Genomic DNA, 25,099 nt, shown 5'->3' with positions numbered 1-25,099 from the left:
CCTACACTTTCTCACGGATGTTTTTACCAAATAATCCTGCTGGTCTTAAAATCAAGATCAAGATCAAAATTACGAAAGCTGCTGCGTCGCGCCATAGCGAGAATCCTATAGCACTGACGATCGTTTCAATGATTCCTAAAATAAACCCTCCAACCATCGCACCTGGAATGCTGCCGATTCCACCTAAAACCGCTGCAATGAAGGCTTTTAATCCAGGAAGAACCCCCATTAACGGATCGATTCTTGTGTAGTAGGAACCGAAAATAACTCCCGCTGCGCCCGCTAAGGACGAACCAATCGCGAAAGTTGCAGAAATGGTATTATCCACGTTAATGCCCATCAATTTGGCTGCATCCGCATCGTGGGACACTGCACGCATCGCTTTACCGATTTTCGTTTTATGAACAATAAATTGTAAAAGTATCATTAACGTAATAGTGACTACAAGAATCAAAATAGTTTGTGAGTTAATGTTGGCGCCGAGAATATTAATCGTTGTTTTTGGCAATACTTGAGGATAAGCCTCAGGTGTAGCACCTCGGAAGAAAATCATTGTGTACTCGATTAAAAACGATACCCCAATAGCTGTCGTTAATGCTGCAATCCGGGTAGCAGTTCTTAATCGTTTATAAGCGACCCGCTCGATAATGACACCAATGATTGCACATAAAATCATTGCTGTTATCAACGCCGGTATAAAGCCCATCTCCCATCGAGTGATGGCGAAAAATCCGATGAATGCCCCGAGCATGAACACATCACCATGGGCAAAGTTAATCAATTTAATAATCCCGTAAACCATTGTATAACCCAACGCTATTAAGGCGTAAATGCTTCCCAAGGAAATACCGTTTATTAGTTGCTGCAACCAATCCATAATGTCACACTCCTTTTTGTAGCATAGGTATTTCTGTCAACTGAAAATAAGCAACGGTCAACTAATATTTGGAATTCGTAATTATTAAAGGGAAAAGGGAGGCGGTGTGCCCCCCTTTCTTTCACTATTACGGTTCAATTTTTGTTTTGAATTTTTGTTGTCCATCTACATACTCAAGGATTGTTGCAGATTTGACAGCATTATGCTTTTCATCCACTGAGAATGTACCAGACACAAGCGAAATCTCTTTTGTTGCAGCAAGCGCATCTTTAATTTTCTCTCCATCTAATGAACCAGCGCGCTCAATCGCATCTTTAATGAAGTAAACTGTGTCATATCCAAGAGCGTGGAATGCATTTGGTGATTCGCCATATTTATCATTAAATGCTTTAACGAAGTCTTGAATTTTTTGATCTGGGTCTTCAGATGAATAGTGGTTGATGATGAATGAGTTGTTTAAGTTTTCAGCACCAGCCAATTCAACCAATTTTGGAGAATCCCATCCGTCAGCACCCATTAATGGAACATCAATGCCTAATTCGCGAGCTTGTTTAACAATCAAGCCGACTTCTTCATAATATCCTGGAATGAAGATAAACTCTGGATTTTTAGATTTCAGTGTTGTTAAAGATGCTTTGAAATCTGTATCATCTGCTACATACGCTGCTTCTGCAACCACTTTTCCGCCATTTGCTTCGATTTGTTCTTTAAATGCAGCCGCTAAACCTTTTGCATAGTCTGAAGAATTATCCGCAAAAATGGCTACATTTTTTACGCCAAGCTCTTCAGTAGCAAAGTTCGCTGCAATGATCCCTTGGAATGGGTCAATGAAGCATGTACGGAATACATATTCATTGATAGAACCGTCTTCATTTTCTGTAACGTTTGGTGCAGTTCCTGAAGCAGTAACCATTGGAATTTTGTTTTGATTTGCGATTTGTACAGTAGCAAGAACGTTACCGCTCGTTGCTGGCCCAATCATAACATCTACTTTTTCTTGTGATACTAAACGTTGTGCGGCAGATACGGCTTCTGCGTTCTCTGATTTGTTATCTACCGGAACTAATTTAATTTGCTTACCGTTAATTCCACCATTTGCATTGATTTCTTCAATCGCTAGTTCTGCCCCTTGTTTAATGGATGAACCATAAGAAGCAACTGAACCAGTCAATTCAAGGTTTGCACCGATTTTAATTACATCGCTATCTCCGCCAGAGGAGCCGCTATCTCCTGAAGAAGAATCGTCACCTCCATCGGAACCTCCACTACAGCCAGCTAAAGCTCCTACGACTAACGAAGACGCTAGAAAGAGAGAGGCATATTTTTTTAGTTTTTTTGTTTCCTCCATCATCATTACTCCCCCCATTAATAAATTTATAGATATTAGATTTTTCTGAAAATGAATACATTTATTTCAGAAAACTAAAATCTAAATTTTCTGAAATAAGATTCCGCCTCTAATATCTATTTCAAAAAATTAAAATGTTAGCTTTTAGTATTTTAAAACATTCTTTCTATTTAGTCTAGTGAGATTTTTTAGTAAATTTAAAAATTTTATATTATAAAAAATTATTTAATAATTTATTGATAATCTATCAAAATTTATTTTTGGATTATCAAAATTTTTTTATTTCACCTCGATTAAATCTTTTATAAAAATTTACAACTTTTTATTCCTAAAACATGCAATATGTCCCGTTTCCAATACCTGATGATGGGATAAAAATACTATTCCTTTTTGAAATAATGATAGAGTCCCATTTTTATTTTTTATGCATACACTATTCAGAGAAATGGAGGTATGCTAATGTACATGTATAATGGTTATCCATATTACTATGTTTATGTACCTGTTAATTATTATCCATTCAATCATTCTTTGTATGTCCAACAAACACCTCAACAAACCGCCAGACCAACCGTACAACAATTGATTCAGCGCATTCGCACAGAACATAGCAATTTATACACTCAGCTGGAACAGGCTGGCGTAAATCCTCAAATGATTGATACCCTCATGTTTTTAACAATCTCCTATGTACACAGCCAACAAAACTTAAATCGCACTCCTACACAAATTTATAATCAATTCCAACGCGACAATCCTTGGTTCCCATTATTCATTCGCTCCATGAATTTCCCAGAAAATACAGTCAATCGTATTTTAATTCGGGCTATTGAATTGGCGCTTGCTTATATACGCGGTGAAAGCCCTGCTCCAGAACCTGGACCAAGACCTGAAGCTGGTTGGTCTGATTGGGAAAGCTTAGGAGGGACATTATTAAGCGCTCCTAGCGTAAGTTCATGGGGGCCAAACCGCTTGGACGTATTCGCAAGAGGAAGCGACAATGCGTTATATCACATTTGGTGGGACGGCACAAGATGGAGCAGCTGGGAAAGTCTCGGCGGTGTATTGACTTCAGCACCTGGGTCCGTTTCTTGGGGCGAAAACCGCATCGATGTTTTTGTTCGAGGAACTGATGATGCGTTGTATCACAAATGGTGGGATGGCACTCGATGGAGCAACTGGGAAAGCCTTGGCGGTACATTAACAAGCGGTCCTGCAGCTTCTTCTCAACAAGTTAATCAATTGGATGTATTTGTTCGTGGAACAGGAAATCGCCTTTATAAGCGAACTTGGAACGGAACTTACTGGGAATCATGGGAAGACCTTGGAGGCAATTTAGCTTCAGAACCTGCAGCCATCTCTTGGGGGCCAAACCGAATTGATGTGTTTGCAAGAGGCGTAAATAATAATTTAATCCATAAATGGTGGGACGGCACAAGATGGAGCGACTGGGAAAGCCTCGGCGGTACGTTGACAAGTGCGCCAACTGTTTCCTCCAAACGGCCAAACCATCTCGATGTATTTGTCAGAGGAGTAGGAAATCGTTTATATAAACGCACTTGGAACGGCAGCCGTTGGGAGCCTTGGGTAAGCCTTGGCCCAACTCAAATTACAAGTGCTCCAGCCGCTGTTTCTTGGGGACCAAATCGGACGGATGTCTTCGCACGGGGACAAAACAACGATTTAATTCATCGCTATCAACAAACGTAATAGAACGAAAGAGTGAAAAGCTCCTTTTCGAGGGGCTTTTCTTATGTTCAAATAAAACTCTTCTATGACTCAACAGTAAGAAGTATATATAATTAAAATTAACATGCAATTTGATGAACAAATTCTAGGAGTGGAAACATGACAACCAAAATTTATTTTAATAACAATCGTTTCATTGCCGGCATTACCTTAAAAAATGAAAAAGAATTAGAACAAAATAACATGGCGCTTCATGTTTGCGAAAATGAAGAAGATATTATTCAAAACCGCAAAAAGCTAGCTGCATATATCGGCTGCGATATCGAGCAGTTTGTTTGCGCCAATCAAACCCACAGCGACAACGTTTATAAAGTAACAGCAGAAGACAGCGGACGCGGAGCTTTATCAAAAGATACCGCCATTCCAAATACAGACGCCCTTTATACAAAAGAGCCGAATATTGTCCTTTGCACTTTTACGGCCGATTGTGTGCCCGTTATTTTCTACAGCGAAAAAAGCGGCATCATTGGAGTAATCCATTCCGGCTGGCAAGGAACCGTAAAAGAAATTACAAGAAAGGTTTTTGAACATCTTCAAAAAAATGAACAATGCGATTTGAAAGATGTTCATGTTCATCTTGGCACAGCAATCAGCCAAGAAAAATTTGAAGTCGATGGAGATGTATACAAAAAATTCAAGCAGTTGGGATATGCAGATGAATTCATTTACTTTAACCCCGAAACAGGAAAATATCATATCGACAACCAACAAACTGTCAAAAAGCAATGTGAATTGAGCGGTATTCCATCAGAACACATTACCATTGATGCTACTTGCACCTTTAAAAATCCTCAGGGCTTCTCTTATCGTGAAAATAAAAAAGCAGGCCGCCATTTAACGTTCATCATGAAAAAAGCATAAGTTTTGGAAACGCTATTAACCGCTTATATAACAAATAAAAAAGCGATTCTCTTATAATCGAAAGTTTCCAAAGTTGGAGACTTTCTTTTTCTTTATGAATATGAAATAGCATAACAAAACATATATTGCAGTATGAAAAGAGGAAAGGAGGTTTTCATCTGCGCATTCATGTCGTACAGCAAGGCGATACGATTTGGAAGTTGGCAAGCATCTACCATACAAGCATGATTGCCATCAACCAATTAAACCAACTGCCAAACCCTCAAGAATTGCTCATTGGTCAAGCAATTGTAATCCCTGATACAACAACACCTCATATCATTCAACCAGGAGAAACATTTTGGTCCCTCGCAGGTACTTACGGTGTTTCCGTCCAAGCCATTCAGCAAGCAAACCCTACAGTAAATCCCTATCGTTTAATCCCTGGAACAACAATCTACATCCCTGCGCGCCTATATATGGTTCAACCAGGTGAAACCTTATCAATCATTGCTGCTTATTATGGAACAACAATCGAATCCATCGTAAAACAAAATGGACTGCTTCACCCTGATAACATCTACCCCGGCATGATGCTCATCATTCCAAGACCAAAACCATCCATAGAAGTCAATGCTTATTCTTATCAACCGGATGCAGATGGAGCAGCATCCGTTAATGCAGTTGGCAACTGGCTGACATACTTTGCTCCTTTTTCCTACATGATTAAAGAAGACGGAACATTGAAACCTTTTGAAGATGCATTAATGCTGAATGCAGCAAAATCCCAACAGGCTGTGCCAATGCTTTCCATCTCCAATTTTTCATCAGGCAATACCGGCTCTGAATTAGCCCACACAATTTTATCCAATCAAGTACTAAGAGAAAAACTCATCGACTGTTGTTTGCAAGTCATGGAAGAGAAAGGGTATCGCGGACTAAATATTGATTTTGAAAACGTTCTTCCAGAAGATCGGAAAAATTATAATGCATTTTTAGAACTGGCAGTCAATCGCCTTCATGAAAAGGGATATTTCGTTTCATCAGCACTTGCACCAAAAGCTAGTGCAGAGCAGGAAGGTTTATTGTATACTGCCCACGATTATGAAGCCCACGGACGCATTGTAGACTTTGTTATATTAATGACGTATGAATGGGGATGGAGGGGAGGACCACCGCAAGCTATCTCACCTATTTATCAAATAAGACGTGTAGTGGAGTATGCGTTGACGGTTATTCCGCCTGAAAAAATCTTTTTAGGCTTCCAGATTTATGCGAGGGATTGGAAAATTCCCCATACACAAGGAAATATCGCTGAAACTTTCAGCCCACAGGAAGCCATTCGCCGCGCAGTCCGTTATAAAGCAGAAATTTTCTATGATGAAACCGCCCAATCCCCGTTTTTCCGTTATACAGACGAAATTGGGCAAGCTCATGAAGTATGGTTTGAGGATGCAAGAAGCGCTGCGGCCAAATTCCAATTGGCAATTCAATACAATCTGCGGGGAATCAGTTATTGGGCTTTAGGCTATCCTTTTCCGCAAAACTGGGCATTATTAAATGATTATTTTGACATTATCAAACGTTAGTATAATGCGTTTTAATGGAAGCAGCGCAAACATGGATAATTGTTTGTGCTGCTATTTTTTGCCCCGAATCTTCTCTTTTATTTCTTTAATCTTTAAAATTATAAGGATTTATAATACAAAAGTTACAAAAATTCTAAAGTTTTTTAGCTAAAAAAGAACGTTTTCATGTATTTTGTTTCTATTTTTTGCGAGAAAAAAGGATTATCCATATAATTTAAATTAACGAAATAATGAAAAAATTAAACAGATGAATGAAAATTGTTCTTAATTTACCACTTCCAAAATCTAGAGAAATTGTTGAAATTCTTCGGTTGTTGGAGGGATGTAACATGAAGAAAAAAGCCATTGTTTACTGTGAAGGACAGTTTGGCTCTATGGATGGCAAAACCGCAAATGGTCTTGTTCGCGAGCCAGGATATTATGATATTGTTGCCGTTATCGACAGCACAAAAAGCGGCTTGGATGCCGGCGAATATCTAGATGGAGTCAAAAATGGAATCCCTTTATGCCAAAACCTCGAAGAAGCTTTATCAATTTCTAATGAAAAGCCAACACATTTTATCCTCGGACTTGCCCCTAGTGATGCCTTTTTAAAAGACGAAGAAAGAGCTGTTATTTTTGAAGCGATGAAGGCTGGTTTAAATATTGTCAACCCACTCCAAGAGTTTTTAACAGATGACGAAGAAATGATGAATGCTGCCAAAAAATATAATGTAACAATACGGGACATTCGGAAACCAAAGCCAAAAAAAGAATGGCATTTATTTACTGGCGGTATTTTGCATATCGATACACCAATTATTGCGGTTCTTGGTACTGATGGTGCCTGCGGAAAAAGAACGACCGCCAAAATTCTTGAAAAAGGGTTCAGAAGCCGCGGTTACAATCCTGTTTTTATCGCTACTGGACAGACCGGCTTGCTTCAAGGTGCGGAATATGGATTCGCAATGGATGCCTTTCCACTGCAATATTTGATTGGCGAACTGGAAGGGGAAATATTGCGTGCCCACAAAAATGAAAACCCTGACATTATCATTGTGGAAGGGCAAGGTGCGCTGAGCCACCCAGCCTATGCTAGTTCATGCGGTATTTTAAGAGGTGCAAGACCACAAGCAGTCATCTTGCAACATCCGCCAAAACGAAAAGTGTTAGGAGATTTTCCATTTATGCCAATGCCGGATGTTCAAGAAGAAATTAACTTAATTGAACACTATGGCAATACAAAAGTCATTGCCATCACATTAAACCATGAAAATATGACGGACGAAGAAATCGATCAAACGATTGAAGAATACGAAAAGAAATTCCATTTACCTGTTAGCGATGTGTTGAAAAAAGGTGATGAAAAAATCATCAATGCAATCATTGACTTCTTCCCATCCTTAAAAAATAAGGAAAAGGTCGTGAGTTCACTATGAAACTAAAACCCGTTCCTCGAATTGAAATCAATCTTGATAAAATTCAACACAACGCAATCGTTCTAAAACAATTATGCGAAGCAAAGGGGGTGGAAGTGACAGGGGTAGTCAAAGGCGTTTGTGCTGATTTACAAATCGTCAATACATTAATTCAGGCAGGTATCACAAGACTTGCCGTATCGAAAATTATTCACTTAGAAAAATTAAAAAAGGCAAATATCAATGCAACCACTATTTTACTTCGAACCCCTGGGATGTCTGAGATTCCCAATGTCGTCAAATATGCGGACATCAGCATGAACACTGAACTTACCATCATTCGTGCATTATCAGAAGAAGCTATTAAACAAGGAAAAATCCATAAAATTATGATTATGGTAGAAATGGGTGACCTTCGTGAAGGTGTCATGCCAAAAGATCTACCAGCATTTATTAATGAGGTAATAAAACTCCGAGGTATCGAAATTGTTGGTTTGGCAACAAATTTTGCTTGTTTTGGTGGCGTCATACCGACAGAAGACAAGATGCGAGAGTTCTCTTCTCTTGTTCAGCAAATTAGGCAACAATTCTCTTTACAACTCCCTATCGTATCAGGCGGAAACTCTGCAAATATTAAATGGCTAATGGAAACGAAAAATATTGGTGTAATCAATGATGTTCGTCTTGGTGAATCGATTCTATTAGGAAGAGAGACGACTAAAGGCGAAGTCATACCGAAACTTTATCAAGATACATTTAAATTTGTTGCAGAAGTAATAGAGGCGAAACAAAAACCTTCTGTCCCTTATGGTAATCGTGGCAAAAACGGCTTTGGTGAATCAATCAAATTCCATGAACAAGGTTGGATTAACCATATTCTCGTTGGAGTAGGAAGGCAAGATGTATCTGTTTCAGGCTTAACACCAACAATGCCTGTGAAAATTCTTGGTTCAACCAGCGATCACATTGTGTTAGATGGAAAAAAAATACTTTTCAAACCTGGCGACGAGATAACTTTTATCCCCAACTATGGAGCGTTACTTTCCATTATGACCTCTCCATACATTCATAAAACTTATATTGAATTTAAAGGAAGTAAACATGAGAAACAAAACAATGTATACAGTATTTATAAACAAAAAATTATACCACGTCATTAGTTGACTTTTGGGATGCTACTTATTCACGAAGCATCCCAAATATATTGCCCCAAATGGTTATGCATCAATATAGCCTCTCAATAAAACTTATTCTTTTCCTTCCTCCAATTAATGCTTTTCAATGTGATAAAAAAATCGCATCTTTCCCTATTCAGATTAACTATCAAGAAAGGAGATCTAATATGGGAAGAGATAATAAACAAGGCCAAACCAATAATGCAAGTTCTTTGCCACAAACACCAAAACAAGAAAAAATCTCTGCTAGAGCCGCGCAAGAAGAGTTTTCTCGTGAACTATCCCAATTAGAACAATTAGTGTTGGAAAGAAAAAGAAACAAAAAAAATAAATAACATTGTATGGTGGAATTCACATCATAAAGCAAGGGAATTGCTTTTATCTATGTGAATTCCACTTTTTTAGAAAGTTGCTTAAATGGTTATACTATTGAAAAAATCTATAAGGTGTATTGAATGAAAAGAAACAAGCAAATTTTTATATTGAGTTTATTGGTTGCAATCTTAAACATATTTGATGGTATAGCCACACATTATGGTTTAATGAATCATTTCATAAAAGAAATAAATCCTCTGATGAGATTCTTTTTTGAAGCAAATCCATATTTATTTCTAGGAATTAAATTCAGTCTTTCCGTATTCATATTTATGGTTTCTAATCTTGTTATTTTAAAATGCATCAAATCATTTCAACGGTTCTATCTTTATGCTTTAACAGGTATTTCAATCTTATATTCTGGACTTTTTTTCGTACATCTATATTGGTTATGGATGAGTAATTATAGTTTCTAGAATGCATCAAACTTCTCATTCCAAACTTCTCTTAATGTCTCACGAAATAGCTTATCTAACTGGACAGTTGGATCATTCTTTTCTCCATACAGATTTTTTATATAGTCCTGCAATGAATACAATTCATGTTCGATATAATCATTGAATATTGGAATAGGCCGAATGGTTTCCCGTTTGTCGAAAACTTTAGATTTCACCAACTGCTCAATCTCATTTCTCAATTTACCATCAATCTTCATTTGTGAAAGCAAATGCTGAAAATGTATCGGTGGGATTTCATTGAACTGTTCAATCCATTTACATGCGAACAATGAGCGCAAAGCGTATAAATAGCTTTTTACCTTCACATTCTCTCCTTGGAGAGATGCATAATTTTGTTTGGCAATTTGTATGTAATGTGAAAGCATCGATTTCGGATTAAAAACCTCATCCTCCAATAAGCGCAACTTAGAAATAAAGCTATATGGTTGTAAATAAATGGGGCTACTTCTCATCCATTCTAAAATAGAAGGATTACATTTTCGGAATAACCTTAAAGCTTTCGTAACTTCCCAACCGCTTATATCAAGATGATCGTGAATCGGTAACTCGATGACATCTCGTTTTTTTCCAATTCCTTGGGGATCGATTGTAAGATACCAGTCTACTGGATGGATATAAATAAAGCGAACATCGTAATCACTTTCTTTTGAGGCAATTCCCCATGCTCTACTACCAGATTCAACAGCAAATAATACTTTTACATGATGACTGCGTTCAATTTGTTTCAGTTGATTGACAATGACTTCATACATTACATTACAGCTCCTCAAAAAATAAGGGACTAAAAAGATTAGTCCCCGCAATTTCTCAATGATTGGCCTGCCCATACTTCCGAAAGTCTACTTTTTAGGTCTAAACGTTTTACAGCAAGTTTCTTCTGATGATTTAGCCCTTTCCTCAATCTTTCGGAAGTCTACTTCTGAAGCAAACTCTGACGACTTATCTTTGGAATCTGAATCCGTATCAATTAAAATTTTCTCCGCACCACAGATATTTCCTTTTCTGTGGAAATAGCAATTGGAGACGGTACAGTTTACTTCTACATTCGGCATAGCAATCCTCCTCATTGAGATAAAATGAGAAACAGCATGACTATTTCTCAAATGGTATTTTGCTCATTTTTTCAACCATTTATTTTGATCAAAAAATAACTAAGAAGTAAATAATTGAAGGGCATTATTTAAAAGGTGCAAAAAAAGTGTCTAGAAAGTCTAAACTTTCCAGACACTCTTATATAATCAACCTTTGCTCTTTGAGCTAGTTGAAACAAGTTTTACTATCCTCGTCGCAAAGTGCCGTTTCAAAATGGCTTTTTCAAACGACCACTTCTAAGTTTATACTTGGGATGTTATGGCAGATTAATTCGTTAATAATTTTTCTAAATCATCTAACATCAAGTTTGCTGAAATTACACCGCCGGAAGTGTTCCAAATTGCATCGCTCACTTCAAAAGCATTACCGTTTTTAACGGCATTTAGATTTTGCCATAGAGGATCACTTGTCCATTCCTTTGCTGTATTTAATGCCTCTTGATCTCCCTGTGGAGCATAAGTGAAGTAGAATAGGTAATCTGCATCCATTTTCGGAATCACTTCTTTTCCTACTTCAACAGCTAAATTGCCAAGTTTATTATCTGAAGTAAACAACTCTTCCTGATGAGCAGCACGCTTGAAACCTAATTCATTGAAAATAACCCCTGAGAATGAATCCGTGTAATAAATACGGGATTTTCCAGCCATAAAGCGAACAACAGAAATTTCTTTGTTCACTTTGTCACCAAGTTTTTCTTTCACGTCGGCAACGTGTTGTTCGTAATGACCTAATACCTCATTTCCTTTTTCTTCGAGATTTAGCGCTTTAGCATATAACTTAAAGTTTTCTTTCCAATCACCACGTAAGGTTTCAGAAAAAACAGTAGGTGCAATGGCCTTTAATTGATCATAAATTTTTTCTTGGCGAAGCTTGTTCCCGATAATTAAATCAGGTTTTAACGAAGCAATTTTCTCCACATTTACTTCACTCTCAGTCCCAACAACTTCGACGCCTTCCATATCCTTGCTAATATGTTCATACCAAGGATCACCAAGCCAAGATTGAACCGCACCAACTGGCTTTACTCCTCCTTAACTAATTGTAGATAATAATCAATTTCAAAAAGCTAATCATAAATTAACCTATACACCTCTGTCAATATACAATTGAAAATAAGAGGTAGTTATTTCCCATGGTTAATGCATTAACAGAGAAAGAATTACAGATATTGAAAAATATAGATTAAATCCCGAATTGATGCATACTTTCAATGTTTATCAATTAATGGATTGGAGTTAAAGGAGAATCATCAACAAGCCATTGATGACTTTCACTACATCATTTTTGAAGCAGATGGGTCATTATTTGGTTATCATCATAAAGGAAATCCACTGCGAAAATATTATGGTAAGAAATTATTTGTAGATAATGGAGCAGAGCTCAGAATTAGAAAAACATGTTGTTACAACTATCTCCTTGATAGTATGAAGCGATGCAAAACATGTCCTTGCATTTCTAGAAAGATGGAAACAAAATCATTTAAAAAACATTTAATAGAGTGATCGATTATACGCTTTACAATTGAAGTAAAGCGTTTTTTTATGACTATCACTTAAAAAGAGCTATGGAAAAGTATCCATAGCTTATAAATACTCAATAATTCAAATGGTCAGTCTTAATGCCATGCTGTTCTTTCGCTGATTGGTTGTTGTATACGCCCTTTTTCCTTCTGGGAGGTTGTTTCAATTGCCATATCAGAAGCAAATTCTGTTGATTTTTGATTAGGGGATTGGTGAAATCGAAGCTTATTTTTGCGTTGGAACTCGCCTTTATGTTTATTATCCTCAATCGACATAACCATCCTCCTTATTGAGCAAATTGAACAAATCTAATTTGTTCATTATAAAATTGTCCTAAATTCTTCTTTTTATGTAACCATCCTTTTTCATATTAATTCAACAGGAATTCGATTACTGATTACCATACATTGTTCACTTACACTTGTTTCGTAAGCTAAAATTTGCACTCCTTGTTTTGAAGCTTGGCGTAACGCATTTGAAAAGGACGGGTCTGTTTCATGATTAGGTACAAAAAAGCGGCAACCCTCCATTTGAATAATAAATAATACGATTCCTTTATAACCTTCCTCCACCGCTTTCATTAGTTCTAAAACATGTTTTGTCCCCCTAGAAGTGGGTGCATCAGGAAACACTGCTACTCCATCTTTCTCTAACGTTACGCCCTTAACTTCAATAAACCCTTTTTCTTCTTGCGTTTCAAAGTATAAATCAAATCGGGAATCTCCATATGTCACTTCTTTTTTTAATTTTTGGACGGTTCCAATTTCAGCAATTTTCCCATCTAATATCGCTTCATAAGCAACAGTATTTGGTGCCTGGGAATCGATATTTACCCACCGTTCGCCTTTTTTCACAGCAATGAGCGAATATTTTGTTTTTCTGTTCGGATCATTACTTTCTTCTAGTAACACTTCTACATTTTGTATCAACAATTCCTTTAGGCGACCAGTGTTTTTAACATGGACTTTTTCTTTTTGACCATCGATATAAACTTCAGCAACAAAGCGGTTCAATCGTTGATAAAAGATTCCCCTAACCATATTGATGTATCTCATTTATTTCACATCCATATCCTGTTATTTTGCAAGTAATAAAAAACATACCAGATTCCCTTTATGGAGATCTGGTATGTTAGGACGGCTATGTAGAGAGCCTTCATGATTGAATTGTTTCTAATTCTTTCTCTATATTTTCTTTTCCTAAACCTAAAATTTCATCAGTAGAAGCTTGTATTTCTTTGAATAAATCTGGGTTGTCTAGTAATTTTTGACCATAGGATGGGATCATTTCTTTAATTTTTCCTTCCCATTTTTTCATTTCATCTGGGAAGCAGCGAGAAATTACGTCAAGCATTACTTTTACTGCTGTAGAAGCGCCTGGAGAAGCACCTAATAATGCAGCAACAGAACCGTCAGCTGAAGTAATAACTTCTGTACCGAATTGCAATGTACCTTTGCCGCCAGTTTTAGTATCTTTAATAACTTGCACGCGTTGACCCGCGATAACGATTTCCCAATCTTCGCTTTTTGCGTTTGGAACGAATTCGCGCAATTCTTCAATGCGTTGTTCTTTCGTTAACATAAGTTGTCCAATTAAGTATTTTGTTAACGGTATATTTTTCGCACCGCAAGCAAGCAATGTTACAATGTTATTGGCTTTAATGGATGCGAATAAATCCATGTAAGAACCTGTTTTTAAGAATTTTGGCGAGAATCCTGCAAATGGTCCGAACAATAAGGATTTTTGTCCATCAATATAACGAGTATCTAAGTGAGGAACGGACATTGGTGGTGCACCAACTTTTGCTTTACCGTAAACTTTTGCATGGTGTTTTTTAATGATTTCAGGATTTTTACATACTAAGAATAAACCGCTTACAGGGAAACCGCCGATATGTTTGCTTTCAGGAATACCTGTATCTTGAAGCAAGTGTAAGCTTCCACCGCCTGCTCCGATGAATACGAAATCAGCAGTAACATATTTCATTTTTACGCTGTCCAAATCATGCACTTTTAATTCCCAACGATTGTCTTTTGTGCGTTTAATGCCTTCCACCATATGTTTATAGTGCACTGGAACACCTTGGTTTTGTAAATGTTGCACTAATGTACGTGTTAAAGCACCGAAGTTTACGTCTGTACCAGAATCGATTTTTGTAGCTGCGATTGGTTCTGTAATAACGCGGTCTTCCATCATTAATGGAATCCATTCTTTTAATTTTCCCGGATCATCCGTAAATTCCATTCCTTCAAATAAATGCAGTTTTGAAAGCGCTTCAAAGCGTTTTCTTAAGAAGTTGACATTTTTTTCGCCTGTCACAAAGCTCATATGAGGCAATGGCATAATAAATTCTTGAGGGTTTTGAATCAAATTATTTTTGACAAGGTAAGCCCAAAATTGTTTAGAAATTTGGAATTGCTCATTAACATTGATCGCTTTTGAAATGTCGATGGATCCATCTGGTTTTTCTACTGTGTAGTTCAACTCACACAATGCAGCATGGCCTGTACCCGCATTGTTCCATTCATTGGAACTTTCTTCGCCTGGCTTATCCAATTTCTCATAAATCGTAATATTCCAGTCCGGAGCTAACTCTTTTAGTAACGTTCCCAAAGTTGCACTCATGATTCCGGCACCGATTAAAACGACATTTTTTTTGCTTTGACTGCTACTCATTTTATAACCATCCTTATCTCCCCTATTTTTTCAAAAAGTATGTGGACTATTTCACATAGCCAGCAACTTTTTGAACATACATTTTAACCTTATTATAGTATAACACTTTTAATTTGAGATTTAAATATTATATATATGCTTTGCAAAGCGAAAATCTGAACATGTTGACAACTTTTTTCATCAACAAATGCTCCTGCTATGAAATAACTTTCTTTATATTAATGATATTATTGACTGAAAGGAATAAAGTATATGTAAAAAAATAACGAAATATTTGGAAATTTATTATTTTCGTTATATCAAAATAATATTTTATCCATTTATTCCCTTTGTATCACATAGAAAACAACATCGAAAATAAAGGATATGGATATTTTAAGAAGCACATTTTCAAACTTGATTTTCACAACCGAATATGAGAGCAAGTTGGTTTCATTTTATATTTTTAAGTATTTCAATAAAATGTTTTAAAATTTTGGCCGTTAACCCCCAAATTGTATACTGTTCATAATCAAAAAACCATTCTTCCATTTCCCTCGTTCTCCATTGGTATTCCTTTCCATTTACAATTTTTTCAAAAGGAAAATCGGGTGGCGGAACGATTTTTAGTTGGACTAAATGAGAATAAGGCTTATAATTGAGAAACCACTTGATTGGAATTGTAAAAACTTCTTCTACTTCCTCCCTATTATAAGAAGGTCGAAGAACGTCATAATCGATGGTCGCGACATACGGATAAATGACAAAAGAAGGAGAAGTCACCAGTGGACTCAATTCCCCTATTACTTCGATTTTTGACGGATCAATTCCCAACTCTTCCCGGGTCTCCCTTAACGCCGCCTGCAACGGGGATTCCTCCGCATCTACTCGACCGCCGGGAAAACTGATGTCCCCAGGCTGCTTCCTTAAATGAAATGAACGAACTTCAAAAAGAATATGCCAGTCTCCATCAATTTGTACGAGGGGAATCAATACAGCCGAACGGAAGGCCTGTTCTTCGCCGATAAACCGGAATCGTTGTTCTTCCAACTTACTCTTTAACTGTTCCAGAAACATGAAATCTCCCTCTCTTCATATATATAAAACCTGCTTTCTTTCTAATCATAAACGATGATTGAAGATGGTGCTTGTTTCTTGTATTACCTAATTATTTCCTCTAAAATAGATATTGGAATCTTTATTCTTTTATAGTAATGTAATATATTTGGCATTTTTACGTATACAATTTTGTCAAAAATGTAGACTATACATGAAATATTTTATGGTTTCTGTTTGACAAATAACGATATGTATATAATAATTTGTTCTAGGTAAGAATAATTACAAAAAAACAAAAATTAAATTTTGGAGGTAATGAATATGTCATTAATTGGTAAGCAAGTTCAACCATTCACAGCTCAAGCATACAGAAACGGTGAATTCGTTACAGTTACAGAACAAGATTTCAAAGGAAAATGGTCTGTTGTATGCTTCTATCCAGCTGACTTCACATTCGTTTGCCCAACAGAATTAGAAGATCTTCAAGAACAATATCCAAAATTAAAAGAACTTGGTGTTGAAGTCTACTCTGTATCAACAGACACTCACTTCACTCATAAAGCATGGCATGACACTTCAGAAGCAATCAGCAAAATTACTTATACAATGATCGGTGACCCAGCTCACGTTCTTTCAAAACAATTTGAAGTATTAAGAGAAGGCGAAGGGGTTGCTGACCGCGGTACATTCATCATCGACCCAGACGGCGTAATCCAAGCAGTTGAAATCAACGCTGACGGTATCGGCCGTGACGCTAGCACATTAATCGACAAAATCAAAGCAGCACAATATGTTCGCAACAATCCAGGTGAAGTTTGCCCTGCAAAATGGAAAGAAACTGGAAAAACTTTAAAACCAAGTCTTGACCTAGTTGGTAAAATCTAAGGAGACGATTCATCATGGCATTAGATGCAGAAATTAAAGCCCAACTAAATCAGTACTTGCAATTGCTTGAAAATGACATCGTGTTGAAAGTAAGCGCTGGTACTGACGAGGTTTCTCAAGAGATGCTAGCTTTAATTGATGAGCTAGCATCTATGACCCCAAAAATTAAAGTAGAAAAAGCTGAACTAAAAAGAACACCAAGCTTCAGCGTAAACCGTGTCGGCGAAGACACTGGCATTACTTTTGCAGGTGTTCCATTAGGTCATGAATTCACTTCATTAGTATTGGCATTATTGCAAGTAAGCGGCCGTCCTCCAAAAGTGGATGAAAAAATCATCAATCAAATTAAATCCATCAAAGAAGAATATAACTTCGAAACATATGTCAGCTTAACTTGCCACAATTGCCCTGAAGTTGTGCAAGCACTTAACATCATGAGCGTATTAAATCCAAACATTACGCATACGATGATTGATGGTGCTGCATACAAAGAAGAAGTGGAAAGCAAAGACATTTTAGCTGTGCCAACTGTTTACTTAAATGGTGAGCCTTTTGCAAGCGGCCGTATGACAATTGAAGAAATCCTTGATAAACTCGGTAAAGGCTCTGATGTTGAAGAATTGTCCAATAAAGAACCATTTGATGTATTAATCATCGGTGGAGGTCCTGCTGGAGCGAGTGCGGCCATTTATGCAGCCCGCAAAGGAATTCGCACTGGCATTGTAGCAGAACGCTTTGGAGGACAAATTCTAGATACATTAACAATTGAAAACTTCATTAGCGTAAAAGAAACAGAAGGGCCAAAATTAGCAAAAGCTCTTGAAGAACACGTGAAAGAATATCCAGTTGACATTATGAATCTCCAACGTGTAAAACACCTTGAAAAGAATGGCAACCTAATTGAAGTAGAACTTGAAAACGGCGCCGTTCTAAAAAGTAAAACAGTGATTATTGCAACAGGTGCACGTTGGCGCAACATCAATGTCCCTGGAGAACAAGAATTCAAAAATAAAGGTGTTGCATACTGCCCTCACTGCGACGGACCATTATTCGCAGGAAAAGACGTTGCGGTAATTGGTGGAGGCAACTCCGGTGTGGAAGCAGCCATTGACCTCGCTGGTATCGTTAACCATGTGACAGTACTTGAATTCAATGACCATCTAAAAGCAGACGAAATTTTACAAAATCGCCTTCGTAGCTTACCAAATGTTACGGTTATCACAAATGCGGCTACAAAAGAAATCACTGGTACAGACAAAGTAAATGGTCTTACATATGTAGACCGCGCTACAGGCGAAGAAAAACACATTGAATTAGCTGGTGTATTCGTTCAAATTGGTCTTGTTCCAAATACAGATTGGCTAGAAGGCACACTTGAACTCAATAAAATTGGCGAAATCATTGTAGATAAAAAAGGTGCTACTTCAATCCCTGGTGTATTTGCAGCAGGGGACTGCACAGATAGTCCATACAACCAAATCATCATCTCCATGGGATCTGGAGCAATTGCTGCATTAAGCGCATTCGACTATCTCATTCGCAACTAATTTTACCCATTCTCAAACAGTCCTGAAATCCATCAGGGCTGTTTTTATTTTAAAACACCTCTTTGAGTTACAAATTGTAACAATGTATTTAAATCATATGATGTTTCCTTTTTACACTTATTTTGTTTTGACCATTAAGTTTTTGATAAAATACATAAAGAGAGGTGTTTTATGGATGAATCAGTCTACGATATGCCCAAAATTTGAAAAAGCCATTTCGATCATCAGCCAAAGATGGACTGCGTTAGTCATCTATCAATTGCTTTCTGGCCCTAAACGTTTTAGCGAAATCCAGTCGTCCATCGGCATCAGCGGAAAAGTATTATCCGATCGCTTAAAAGAGCTGGAACAAATGAAAATTGTTCGTCGCAAAGTAATACCCGCCACACCCGTCATTATCGAATATTCATTAACAGAAAAAGGGCGGTCAATGGAGCCAATATTAAAATCCATTGAAGAATGGTCGCAGCAGTGGATTACCATTGACTCTGCTGAATCATAAATAGGAAAGGGGGCGTCTGAAAAGTCATTTCAAGACGCCTCCTTTGCGGCTGTCGCTAGAGTTTCGCCGCAGATAAATTGCGACGAGGAGGCGCGTTTTGTAACCACCGCAGGGAAAGTTTTTAAGAGCGTATTACTATAAGAAGTAAGGCTGTTTCCGAAAGTGTTCGACTTTCTGGACTGCCCTTTTTTTAAACTGACCCTGCTGCAGCAGCCGTGTTTTGGGCTTCTTTCACACAGTCTATTGCAATAACAAGGGCGATGATTAATGTTTCCATTTCATCCTTTAAAATTTCCACTTTGTAACTGTCTCCCCAAGTAAACCACTCTTTGCTCACTTGGCCGATTTTCTCTCCATGCTGAAACACTTGAAAGCTCATATCCCACCAGTTGCCGCGCACTTCAACGCCAGCCGCATCAATCGTATAGCGGGAGCGAAAGAAAGTGAAATCCTTTTTGATCGTGATAACCTGCTTTCCATCCATTTCAACAATAAACTTTGGCAAAAAAGCAAAGACTTTTTTCGTAATCCGCGCTATCTCTTCATCTTGCATGTTATAAATCGTAAAGGTTTTGGGGATTTTAAAAAAGCTGCCTTCCACATAATACACATCATTGCCGTGTGCATCTTTCACTTTAAATTGTTCGGCCAAACTTAATAACTTCTGTTTAATATAAAGCTGTTTCATCAGCGTCACTCCCTTTCACCGAGCTGCCGACAATTTTTGAATCATGAAATCGATAAAATATCGGCTTGCAATCGGCAATGTTTTTTTATTTTTGTAAACGATGCCAATCGTTCTTGTAATCGGTGGATCCACCTTTTTTATGACAAAACGATAGCGAACTTTATTCATAACCATCTCCGAAAGAACGGAAACGCCCAGCCCGCTCTCCACCATGGACATAATGGTGTAATCATCAATTACCCGATATTGAATATTTGGCTCCAACCCTTGTTTCTTAAAAGCTTCCAAAGGTTCATTTATTTCCCCTTCTTCGAGCAGAATAAAAGGCTCCTTTGCTAAATCTTCTAATGAAACAACCGGACAGGAAACAAGGGGATGATCTTCCGGCAAAATGGCGAGCATATTGTCTTCTTTTAAAGCAATGGTCTCTAAATCCTCTGCCGCATCAGGATTCACAAATCCGAAATCAACACTTCCTTCTTTTATATATTTGACGATACTTGTGTATTCTCCTTGCTGCAAGTGAAATTGAACAAATGGATAAAGCTTTTTAAAATCTTGCATTAAACTTGGCAGCCAATTGCTTGAAACGCTCGTAAAGGTGCCAATGCGAATATTTCCACTGGCTAATCCTTTCATCTCCTTCGCTTTTTCCATGAGTTCCGCATGAGAATAGGCCACCCTTTTTATAAACGGCAAAAACTCCTCTCCATCCGCTGTGAGCGTAATTCCTTTTCGTGAACGGTAAATCAAGGTTGTCCCCAATTCTTCTTCAAGGGCTTGAATCATTTGGCTGATGGCAGACTGGGTATAGCCAAGTTCTTCTGCTGCTTTTGTAAAACTGCCCCGTTCAATGACCTTTAAAAAAGCATAGTATTGTTTCAATTTTCAGACATCCTTTATTACATAATCTTATGTAATAATTATAAACATTAATTTTACTAATGATAATGACTTTGTTAAAATTTAACAAAGTCATTGAAGATTTAATGGAGGATCAAAGATGAAGACCAATGTAGCAGCATGGAAAAAGGGAATCAAAACAGGCATTCCAATTGCATTGGGATATTTTGCGGTTTCTTTTTCCTTCGGGATTCTTTGTAAACAGGCAGCACTCAATCCCTTTGAAGCTGTTTTAATGTCGGCAACGAATTTAACTTCCGCAGGACAATTTGCAGGGCTTTCGATGATTACGGCCATGGCAACCATTATTGAAATTGCCATCGCACAGTTAATCATTAATTCACGGTATTTGTTAATGTCTTTTTCTTTATCTCAAAAAATTTCTGCAGATACACCGATTTACCACCGATTGTTGATGTCCTATGGAATTACAGATGAACTATTCGGCGTTTCTATTGCACAGCCGGGAAAATTAAATCCTTATTTTATGTATGGCGTGATGACCGTAGCCGTTCCTGGATGGTCATTAGGGACTCTTTTCGGCGTCATCTCCGGCAATATTTTTCCTGCACGAATCACAAGCGCTCTAAGCATTGCCCTTTATGGGATGCTCCTTGCAGTGATTATTCCGCCAGCCAAACATCATAAAATTGTTGCTGGTGTAATCGTTATATCGATGCTATTGAGCTCCATTTTTGCTATGATTCCTGCACTTCAAACCATTTCATCTGCAGTCAAAATTATTTTGATTTCTGTAGTGGTTGCGGGCTGTGCTGCATTCTTCTTTCCTATAAAGGAGGAGGAAGCATGAATCAAACGGTTTTTTATATTCTTATCATGGCGGCCGTTACATATCTCATCCGCGTGCTTCCTCTGACCCTTGTGAGAAAAGAAATAAAAAATATTTATATACGCTCCTTTTTGTACTATGTTCCTTATGTGACATTAGCCGTGATGATTTTTCCGGGAATTTTAGATTCTACTGCTTCTCCTTGGTCCGCGTTTGTCGGTTTTGTTGTTGCCATTCTTTCTGCTTATTTAGGAGGAAATGTGATCACGGTGGCGCTAGTTACATGCGTGGCCGTGTTTGTTGTGGAATTATTTTTATAGTAGAAAAGATGGCGTATGAAGCGCTCCCTTTTCGGCTGTCGCTAGTGCTTCGCCGCAGATAAATTGCGACAAGGCGCGTTTTGTAACCACCGCAGGAAAAGTTTTTAAGAGAATATTACTATAAGAAGTAAGTCTGTTCAGAAAGTGTTCGACTTTCTGGACAGCCCCAGCCACTTTTATTTAAGCGGTTGTTTTCATTAATCGCGCAAAAGGTGCATTCGTAAGCCATCTCCAAATCATTTCGAACGGCCCTCGATTGTACTTTTTTAGCCATAGATGGGCAAACATCATCATTACTAAAGAAATGAACATAAACACGCCAATCGTTCCAATGGAATTAAACTTTCCTCCAAGTGCAAATCCCCAGCCATAAAACAAGATGGATGCTGCAATATTTTGCAATAGGTAGCAGCTAAGGGCAGTTCTTCCCACTTCTGAAAGCCTTTGAAAAAGAAAGTGATTTCCTTTACGCTCTAATATCCAATGAATGGCCATGAGATACCCTATGGCCATTAACGGTGCAAATAAGTAACGAACAAGGGATACCATAGAAAAGAATGGCAAAAATGCGAGTGCGTTAAGTGGAATGCCTGCTGCTAATCCCCAGAAAAGAAATTTTTTTCTTAGCTCTGCACTTTTCTCTGTTTTTTGGAAAATCTTCGCCCGCACTAGATATATACCGAACAAAAATAACAATATATTCATCGGGATTACTGCAATAGCCTCCAACCGCATTTGAATGATTCCATCTAGCCGAAATAGTATTTGTTCAATATAAGAGCCTTTAGAATAGACGTCTGCAATCTCATTTAGGGAGAAAATGAAATCATTCCGCACCTCAGAAAGCCTCATGCCAGCTTCCAAAGCAAAAGAAACTAGCAATACACCGACCGTATAAAAAATCCCCAATAAAATAGCTAAAATTTTTAATATCTTGGGCTTGCATCGAACGAGCAGAGCTACAATAATGCCTGTTACTGCATAGCTCATCAAAATATCATATTCAAAGACGAATAAAAAATGGAGAAATCCATCTGCTAATAACAGTAGCATGCTCCAAATATATACCCATAACCATATATGTTCTTGATTTCGCTTAATAAAGGATTGACGCTTCAATTCCAGTCCCATGCCAAATAAAATAGTTAACATTCCTAAAAATTTTCCATTGGTTAAAAATAACATTATTGCCTCTATTACAGAATCGAGTGAATAGTCATTCAATCCAAAACCAAGCATGAAATCATAGTTTCCCAGTTTGCTAAAAATCCAAATATTTGTACCCAGTGTACCAATAATGGCCAATCCCCTAGCTACATCTAATGCTTGGATTCTTTTTTCCACCAACAGTCCCCCTTACCATATAGAAAATCATTTCTTACAAGAATCCCTTGAAATATTTCCATTATTTTTACTGGAATCCCTTTCTAAAACTAAATTCCAATTTATCCGTACGATTCTGCACTCTTTTTAGTTTCTTTTTTTCGAAAATAAATGTTTTTTCTTTTTATATAAATAAACCGTTCCACAATAATTAAAGTGTGGAACGGCTCTTTTTCCAACATATTCGATTACAAATTGCTTTGAAGTCGTTTTAAAATCCGTAAATAATCGTCACGGTCAATTCCAGGAGCAAATTCTTCCGGAAGTTCCGGAAGATCTGGAACCGGCGCCCCTTCCGGAGTTCCGTGAATCACTCTCAACTCTTCGCCAGTTTCAGGGTTTTTCCCTTTCCAAATTTGATTAATATCGCGGTAGTCTTCTTCTCCCCATGTGTATAAAACATTAGATAATCCTTGTTCCATAAATGGTTTGGCGTAATCAAATTTGCTGTTGTCTAAGCTCGGAACTGGGAGCATTTTTGAAACATCGACTCCCGTTGCCATTTCAATGGCTTTGGCATAAGCAATAATGTGCGTGCCGCCTCGAACGAGCAAGTATCCAATCATTGTGAGTGCCGTCGGATGTGTCGTCATCTCATAAACCCGCATTTTATGGGTTCTTGCACCGATTTCCAACATATAATTGAAAAGAAGATCTGCTACGAGGTTGCCTGTATTTGTAACAAATTCACCAGTCCATGGTCTTCCCATTGAATCTCCTGGATAAGCAGTTTGAGCAGTTGAAGTAAAGTGGAGGGAATAACGAGCATCTTTTCCATTTTGCAGCGGGGCTGTGTCAGGTCCTGTTGGAACAGTATTTCCTGTGGAGAGAAGATTGATGGCCGTCGATACTAATTCAACATGGCCAATTTCCTCTGCCGTAATACTTGCTACTAAATCATAAAAAGGTTTAAGCTTTTTCTTGCCTCGGAAATTAAAGGATTGAAACATATAATTGTTTAACGTAGACATTTCACCATATTTTCCGCCAAGCAATTCTTGAACAGCAGCTGCTGCATTCATATCACCATGCTTCGGAATCGGCAATTCAATAAGAATTTTATTTTCTCGTTTAAACATAATTGAGTAAGCCTCCATCCATAAATTTTAACCAATTGTATCTTATGTTGGATGGAGATTGGATTATGACTCTTTTATTGGTTGAATCCAAATAATTTGCTCTGTTCTTACATAAAACGGTGATCCGCCCATTTCAACAACAATATGGTCTGGCATCACTGTTTTTAATGTGCCGCGTAAACTGCCTCGAATTGTTTGAACAGCGATAGATTGATTTTGTAGGCTTTTTAATGATTCATATACATACGGATCGCTGAGCTTCCAATTTCCATTCATACTGCAACACCCCTTTTCACAAGTCCATTGCAATATATGCAATGTTCGCGAAAAATGTGCCATTGTATATTTTTTTGGAAGTTGCATAAAAAATAGTGCAGCACTCTTCCAAGTACTGCACCGAGGAAATTCACTGTTCATTCTCTTTTGATTTCTTTAATGAGGAGAGTTCTTCTTCTTCCCCAAATTCTGTTCTGTAGCTCATCTGGCCTTGATTTGGCTGGCTGACAGAACTCGTTGTCTCTTCCCGTTTCAATTCTTCCCAAGGCTCAAACAGGAGCGTTAAGCAAAATAAACCGCTCAATCCTACCAAGCCATAAATAATGCGTGAAACAACGGAATCTTGCCCTCCAAACAAAGTAGCAACTAAATCAAAATTAAAAAATCCAATAAGTCCCCAATTGATGGCTCCAATGATCGCCAGTACAAGAGCAATTCTTTGCAAAACTTTCATTATCATACCTCCTTATATTTTTATCTTTTCATTTAAAGGAGGATTTCATACAAGGTATATGGGGATTCTTTAAAAAACCAAATTCTTCCATAAACAATTTAGAGGCTGGGACATAAACAAAAAATGAAAGGGCAGTTG

At 37.6% G+C, this 25,099-nt stretch carries 26 protein-coding genes and 1 pseudogene; 12 read left to right on the top strand and 15 right to left on the bottom strand.

Annotation, left to right across the window (positions count from 1 at the left end; all coding sequences use genetic code 11):
* Position 1 precedes the first annotated feature (1 nt).
* Complete coding sequence (locus DKZ56_RS02745; RefSeq protein ID WP_208651213.1) at positions 2-877, bottom strand: branched-chain amino acid ABC transporter permease; 876 nt, start codon at positions 875-877, stop codon at positions 2-4.
* A gap of 127 nt (positions 878-1,004) precedes the next feature.
* Entirely contained in the window at positions 1,005-2,225 is a 1,221-nt protein-coding gene (locus tag DKZ56_RS02740; protein WP_208652141.1) for an ABC transporter substrate-binding protein, read from the bottom strand.
* A gap of 459 nt (positions 2,226-2,684) precedes the next feature.
* Here DKZ56_RS02740 and DKZ56_RS02735 point away from each other — a divergent pair, with 459 nt between their 5' ends.
* The 7 genes from DKZ56_RS02735 to DKZ56_RS15910 all read left to right on the top strand — a co-directional run bounded on the left by DKZ56_RS02735 (position 2,685) and on the right by DKZ56_RS15910 (position 9,766).
* A complete protein-coding gene (locus tag DKZ56_RS02735; protein WP_208651212.1) occupies positions 2,685-3,935 on the top strand; it encodes a PLL family lectin in 1,251 nt (416 codons plus the stop codon).
* Positions 3,936-4,073: 138 nt separating this feature from the next.
* Positions 4,074-4,835 carry a peptidoglycan editing factor PgeF gene (gene pgeF / locus DKZ56_RS02730; protein ID WP_208651211.1) on the top strand — a complete coding sequence of 254 codons (762 nt, stop codon included), beginning with the start codon at positions 4,074-4,076 and terminating at the stop codon, positions 4,833-4,835.
* Between the two features lie 158 nt (positions 4,836-4,993).
* Positions 4,994-6,403, top strand: coding sequence for a glycoside hydrolase family 18 protein (locus DKZ56_RS02725; RefSeq protein WP_208652140.1), 1,410 nt, complete (start codon positions 4,994-4,996; stop codon positions 6,401-6,403).
* A gap of 329 nt (positions 6,404-6,732) precedes the next feature.
* Complete coding sequence (locus tag DKZ56_RS02720) at positions 6,733-7,821, top strand: N-acetyltransferase DgcN family protein (protein WP_208651210.1); 1,089 nt, start codon at positions 6,733-6,735, stop codon at positions 7,819-7,821.
* The gene (locus DKZ56_RS02715) at positions 7,818-8,960 is read left to right on the top strand and encodes an alanine/ornithine racemase family PLP-dependent enzyme (RefSeq protein WP_208651209.1); all 1,143 of its coding nucleotides are present in this window, start codon (positions 7,818-7,820) and stop codon (positions 8,958-8,960) included. Before DKZ56_RS02720 ends, DKZ56_RS02715 begins: the two co-directional genes overlap by 4 nt.
* A gap of 182 nt (positions 8,961-9,142) precedes the next feature.
* Entirely contained in the window at positions 9,143-9,310 is a 168-nt protein-coding gene (locus DKZ56_RS02710; protein ID WP_016838500.1) for a YfhD family protein, read from the top strand.
* A gap of 120 nt (positions 9,311-9,430) precedes the next feature.
* The gene (locus DKZ56_RS15910; protein WP_222837134.1) at positions 9,431-9,766 is read left to right on the top strand and encodes a DUF5658 family protein; all 336 of its coding nucleotides are present in this window, start codon (positions 9,431-9,433) and stop codon (positions 9,764-9,766) included.
* Here DKZ56_RS15910 and DKZ56_RS02705 read toward each other — a convergent pair.
* From DKZ56_RS02705 to DKZ56_RS02670, 7 genes and pseudogenes are all read right to left on the bottom strand, one after another.
* Complete coding sequence (locus DKZ56_RS02705; protein WP_208651208.1) at positions 9,763-10,560, bottom strand: nucleotidyltransferase domain-containing protein; 798 nt, start codon at positions 10,558-10,560, stop codon at positions 9,763-9,765. The genes DKZ56_RS15910 and DKZ56_RS02705 overlap by 4 nt on opposite strands.
* A gap of 87 nt (positions 10,561-10,647) precedes the next feature.
* Complete coding sequence (locus DKZ56_RS02700) at positions 10,648-10,860, bottom strand: DUF1540 domain-containing protein (RefSeq protein ID WP_208651207.1); 213 nt, start codon at positions 10,858-10,860, stop codon at positions 10,648-10,650.
* 306 nt (positions 10,861-11,166) lie between these two features.
* Positions 11,167-11,928: pseudogene (locus tag DKZ56_RS02695) on the bottom strand (ABC transporter substrate-binding protein); the annotation flags it as partial.
* Between the two features lie 587 nt (positions 11,929-12,515).
* Positions 12,516-12,695: a hypothetical protein gene (locus tag DKZ56_RS02685; RefSeq protein WP_208651205.1), complete on the bottom strand. Its 180-nt coding sequence runs from the start codon at positions 12,693-12,695 to the stop codon at positions 12,516-12,518.
* Positions 12,696-12,785: 90 nt separating this feature from the next.
* On the bottom strand, positions 12,786-13,475 hold the full coding sequence (gene sfsA / locus DKZ56_RS02680) for a DNA/RNA nuclease SfsA (protein ID WP_208651204.1): 690 nt from the start codon (positions 13,473-13,475) through the stop codon (positions 12,786-12,788).
* Positions 13,476-13,575: 100 nt separating this feature from the next.
* Positions 13,576-15,096, bottom strand: a complete 1,521-nt coding sequence (locus DKZ56_RS02675; protein ID WP_208651203.1) for a malate:quinone oxidoreductase — start codon at positions 15,094-15,096, stop codon at positions 13,576-13,578.
* Between the two features lie 432 nt (positions 15,097-15,528).
* A complete protein-coding gene (locus DKZ56_RS02670) occupies positions 15,529-16,152 on the bottom strand; it encodes an NUDIX hydrolase (protein ID WP_208651202.1) in 624 nt (207 codons plus the stop codon).
* A gap of 303 nt (positions 16,153-16,455) precedes the next feature.
* On the opposite strand from DKZ56_RS02670, the gene ahpC reads away from it, so the two are divergent.
* The 3 genes from ahpC to DKZ56_RS02655 all read left to right on the top strand — a co-directional run bounded on the left by ahpC (position 16,456) and on the right by DKZ56_RS02655 (position 19,068).
* Positions 16,456-17,019 carry an alkyl hydroperoxide reductase subunit C gene (ahpC, locus tag DKZ56_RS02665; RefSeq protein ID WP_208651201.1) on the top strand — a complete coding sequence of 188 codons (564 nt, stop codon included), beginning with the start codon at positions 16,456-16,458 and terminating at the stop codon, positions 17,017-17,019.
* A 14-nt stretch (positions 17,020-17,033) separates the two neighbouring features.
* Positions 17,034-18,566, top strand: coding sequence for an alkyl hydroperoxide reductase subunit F (gene ahpF / locus DKZ56_RS02660; protein WP_208651200.1), 1,533 nt, complete (start codon positions 17,034-17,036; stop codon positions 18,564-18,566).
* Positions 18,567-18,741: 175 nt separating this feature from the next.
* Positions 18,742-19,068, top strand: a complete 327-nt coding sequence (locus DKZ56_RS02655; RefSeq protein WP_208651199.1) for a winged helix-turn-helix transcriptional regulator — start codon at positions 18,742-18,744, stop codon at positions 19,066-19,068.
* Positions 19,069-19,258: 190 nt separating this feature from the next.
* Here the strand turns inward: DKZ56_RS02655 and DKZ56_RS02650 are convergent, their stop codons facing one another.
* Complete coding sequence (locus DKZ56_RS02650) at positions 19,259-19,756, bottom strand: LURP-one-related/scramblase family protein (RefSeq protein WP_208651198.1); 498 nt, start codon at positions 19,754-19,756, stop codon at positions 19,259-19,261.
* Between the two features lie 15 nt (positions 19,757-19,771).
* On the bottom strand, positions 19,772-20,641 hold the full coding sequence (locus tag DKZ56_RS02645; RefSeq protein WP_208651197.1) for a LysR family transcriptional regulator: 870 nt from the start codon (positions 20,639-20,641) through the stop codon (positions 19,772-19,774).
* Between the two features lie 118 nt (positions 20,642-20,759).
* On the opposite strand from DKZ56_RS02645, the gene DKZ56_RS02640 reads away from it, so the two are divergent.
* On the top strand, positions 20,760-21,470 hold the full coding sequence (locus tag DKZ56_RS02640) for an AzlC family ABC transporter permease (RefSeq protein ID WP_208651196.1): 711 nt from the start codon (positions 20,760-20,762) through the stop codon (positions 21,468-21,470).
* Complete coding sequence (locus DKZ56_RS02635; RefSeq protein ID WP_208651194.1) at positions 21,467-21,769, top strand: AzlD domain-containing protein; 303 nt, start codon at positions 21,467-21,469, stop codon at positions 21,767-21,769. The genes DKZ56_RS02640 and DKZ56_RS02635 overlap by 4 nt, the downstream gene beginning before the upstream one ends.
* Positions 21,770-21,949: 180 nt before the next feature.
* Here the strand turns inward: DKZ56_RS02635 and DKZ56_RS02630 are convergent, their stop codons facing one another.
* The 4 genes from DKZ56_RS02630 to DKZ56_RS02615 all read right to left on the bottom strand — a co-directional run bounded on the left by DKZ56_RS02630 (position 21,950) and on the right by DKZ56_RS02615 (position 24,961).
* Positions 21,950-23,113 carry a DUF418 domain-containing protein gene (locus DKZ56_RS02630; protein WP_208651192.1) on the bottom strand — a complete coding sequence of 388 codons (1,164 nt, stop codon included), beginning with the start codon at positions 23,111-23,113 and terminating at the stop codon, positions 21,950-21,952.
* A gap of 227 nt (positions 23,114-23,340) precedes the next feature.
* Positions 23,341-24,231, bottom strand: coding sequence for a manganese catalase family protein (locus DKZ56_RS02625; RefSeq protein ID WP_208651190.1), 891 nt, complete (start codon positions 24,229-24,231; stop codon positions 23,341-23,343).
* A gap of 63 nt (positions 24,232-24,294) precedes the next feature.
* Entirely contained in the window at positions 24,295-24,507 is a 213-nt protein-coding gene (locus tag DKZ56_RS02620) for a YuzF family protein (protein WP_208651188.1), read from the bottom strand.
* A gap of 130 nt (positions 24,508-24,637) precedes the next feature.
* The gene (locus DKZ56_RS02615; RefSeq protein WP_208651186.1) at positions 24,638-24,961 is read right to left on the bottom strand and encodes a DUF378 domain-containing protein; all 324 of its coding nucleotides are present in this window, start codon (positions 24,959-24,961) and stop codon (positions 24,638-24,640) included.
* Positions 24,962-25,099 lie beyond the last annotated feature (138 nt).

This window comes from Ureibacillus thermophilus, assembly GCF_004331915.1.
Classification (GTDB): Bacteria; Bacillota; Bacilli; order Bacillales_A; family Planococcaceae; genus Ureibacillus; species Ureibacillus thermophilus.
Note: the sequence above shows the minus strand (reverse complement) of the source record. Positions and strands in the feature narration are given on the sequence as shown.

Bases quoted from the DNA above. Each gene is read 5' to 3' on its own strand.
- DKZ56_RS02745 (WP_208651213.1), bottom strand. From the start codon at position 877: ATGGATTGGTTGCAGCAACTAATAAACGGTATTTCCTTGGGAAGCATT.
- DKZ56_RS02740 (WP_208652141.1), bottom strand. From the start codon at position 2,225: ATGGAGGAAACAAAAAAACTAAAAAAATATGCCTCTCTCTTTCTAGCG.
- DKZ56_RS02735 (WP_208651212.1), top strand. From the start codon at position 2,685: ATGTACATGTATAATGGTTATCCATATTACTATGTTTATGTACCTGTT.
- pgeF (WP_208651211.1), top strand. From the start codon at position 4,074: ATGACAACCAAAATTTATTTTAATAACAATCGTTTCATTGCCGGCATT.
- DKZ56_RS02720 (WP_208651210.1), top strand. From the start codon at position 6,733: ATGAAGAAAAAAGCCATTGTTTACTGTGAAGGACAGTTTGGCTCTATG.
- DKZ56_RS02715 (WP_208651209.1), top strand. From the start codon at position 7,818: ATGAAACTAAAACCCGTTCCTCGAATTGAAATCAATCTTGATAAAATT.
- DKZ56_RS02710 (WP_016838500.1), top strand. From the start codon at position 9,143: ATGGGAAGAGATAATAAACAAGGCCAAACCAATAATGCAAGTTCTTTG.
- DKZ56_RS15910 (WP_222837134.1), top strand. From the start codon at position 9,431: ATGAAAAGAAACAAGCAAATTTTTATATTGAGTTTATTGGTTGCAATC.
- DKZ56_RS02705 (WP_208651208.1), bottom strand. From the start codon at position 10,560: ATGTATGAAGTCATTGTCAATCAACTGAAACAAATTGAACGCAGTCAT.
- DKZ56_RS02700 (WP_208651207.1), bottom strand. From the start codon at position 10,860: ATGCCGAATGTAGAAGTAAACTGTACCGTCTCCAATTGCTATTTCCAC.
- DKZ56_RS02685 (WP_208651205.1), bottom strand. From the start codon at position 12,695: ATGTCGATTGAGGATAATAAACATAAAGGCGAGTTCCAACGCAAAAAT.
- sfsA (WP_208651204.1), bottom strand. From the start codon at position 13,475: ATGAGATACATCAATATGGTTAGGGGAATCTTTTATCAACGATTGAAC.
- DKZ56_RS02675 (WP_208651203.1), bottom strand. From the start codon at position 15,096: ATGAGTAGCAGTCAAAGCAAAAAAAATGTCGTTTTAATCGGTGCCGGA.
- DKZ56_RS02670 (WP_208651202.1), bottom strand. From the start codon at position 16,152: ATGTTTCTGGAACAGTTAAAGAGTAAGTTGGAAGAACAACGATTCCGG.
- ahpC (WP_208651201.1), top strand. From the start codon at position 16,456: ATGTCATTAATTGGTAAGCAAGTTCAACCATTCACAGCTCAAGCATAC.
- ahpF (WP_208651200.1), top strand. From the start codon at position 17,034: ATGGCATTAGATGCAGAAATTAAAGCCCAACTAAATCAGTACTTGCAA.
- DKZ56_RS02655 (WP_208651199.1), top strand. From the start codon at position 18,742: ATGAATCAGTCTACGATATGCCCAAAATTTGAAAAAGCCATTTCGATC.
- DKZ56_RS02650 (WP_208651198.1), bottom strand. From the start codon at position 19,756: ATGAAACAGCTTTATATTAAACAGAAGTTATTAAGTTTGGCCGAACAA.
- DKZ56_RS02640 (WP_208651196.1), top strand. From the start codon at position 20,760: ATGAAGACCAATGTAGCAGCATGGAAAAAGGGAATCAAAACAGGCATT.
- DKZ56_RS02635 (WP_208651194.1), top strand. From the start codon at position 21,467: ATGAATCAAACGGTTTTTTATATTCTTATCATGGCGGCCGTTACATAT.
- DKZ56_RS02625 (WP_208651190.1), bottom strand. From the start codon at position 24,231: ATGTTTAAACGAGAAAATAAAATTCTTATTGAATTGCCGATTCCGAAG.
- DKZ56_RS02620 (WP_208651188.1), bottom strand. From the start codon at position 24,507: ATGAATGGAAATTGGAAGCTCAGCGATCCGTATGTATATGAATCATTA.
- DKZ56_RS02615 (WP_208651186.1), bottom strand. From the start codon at position 24,961: ATGAAAGTTTTGCAAAGAATTGCTCTTGTACTGGCGATCATTGGAGCC.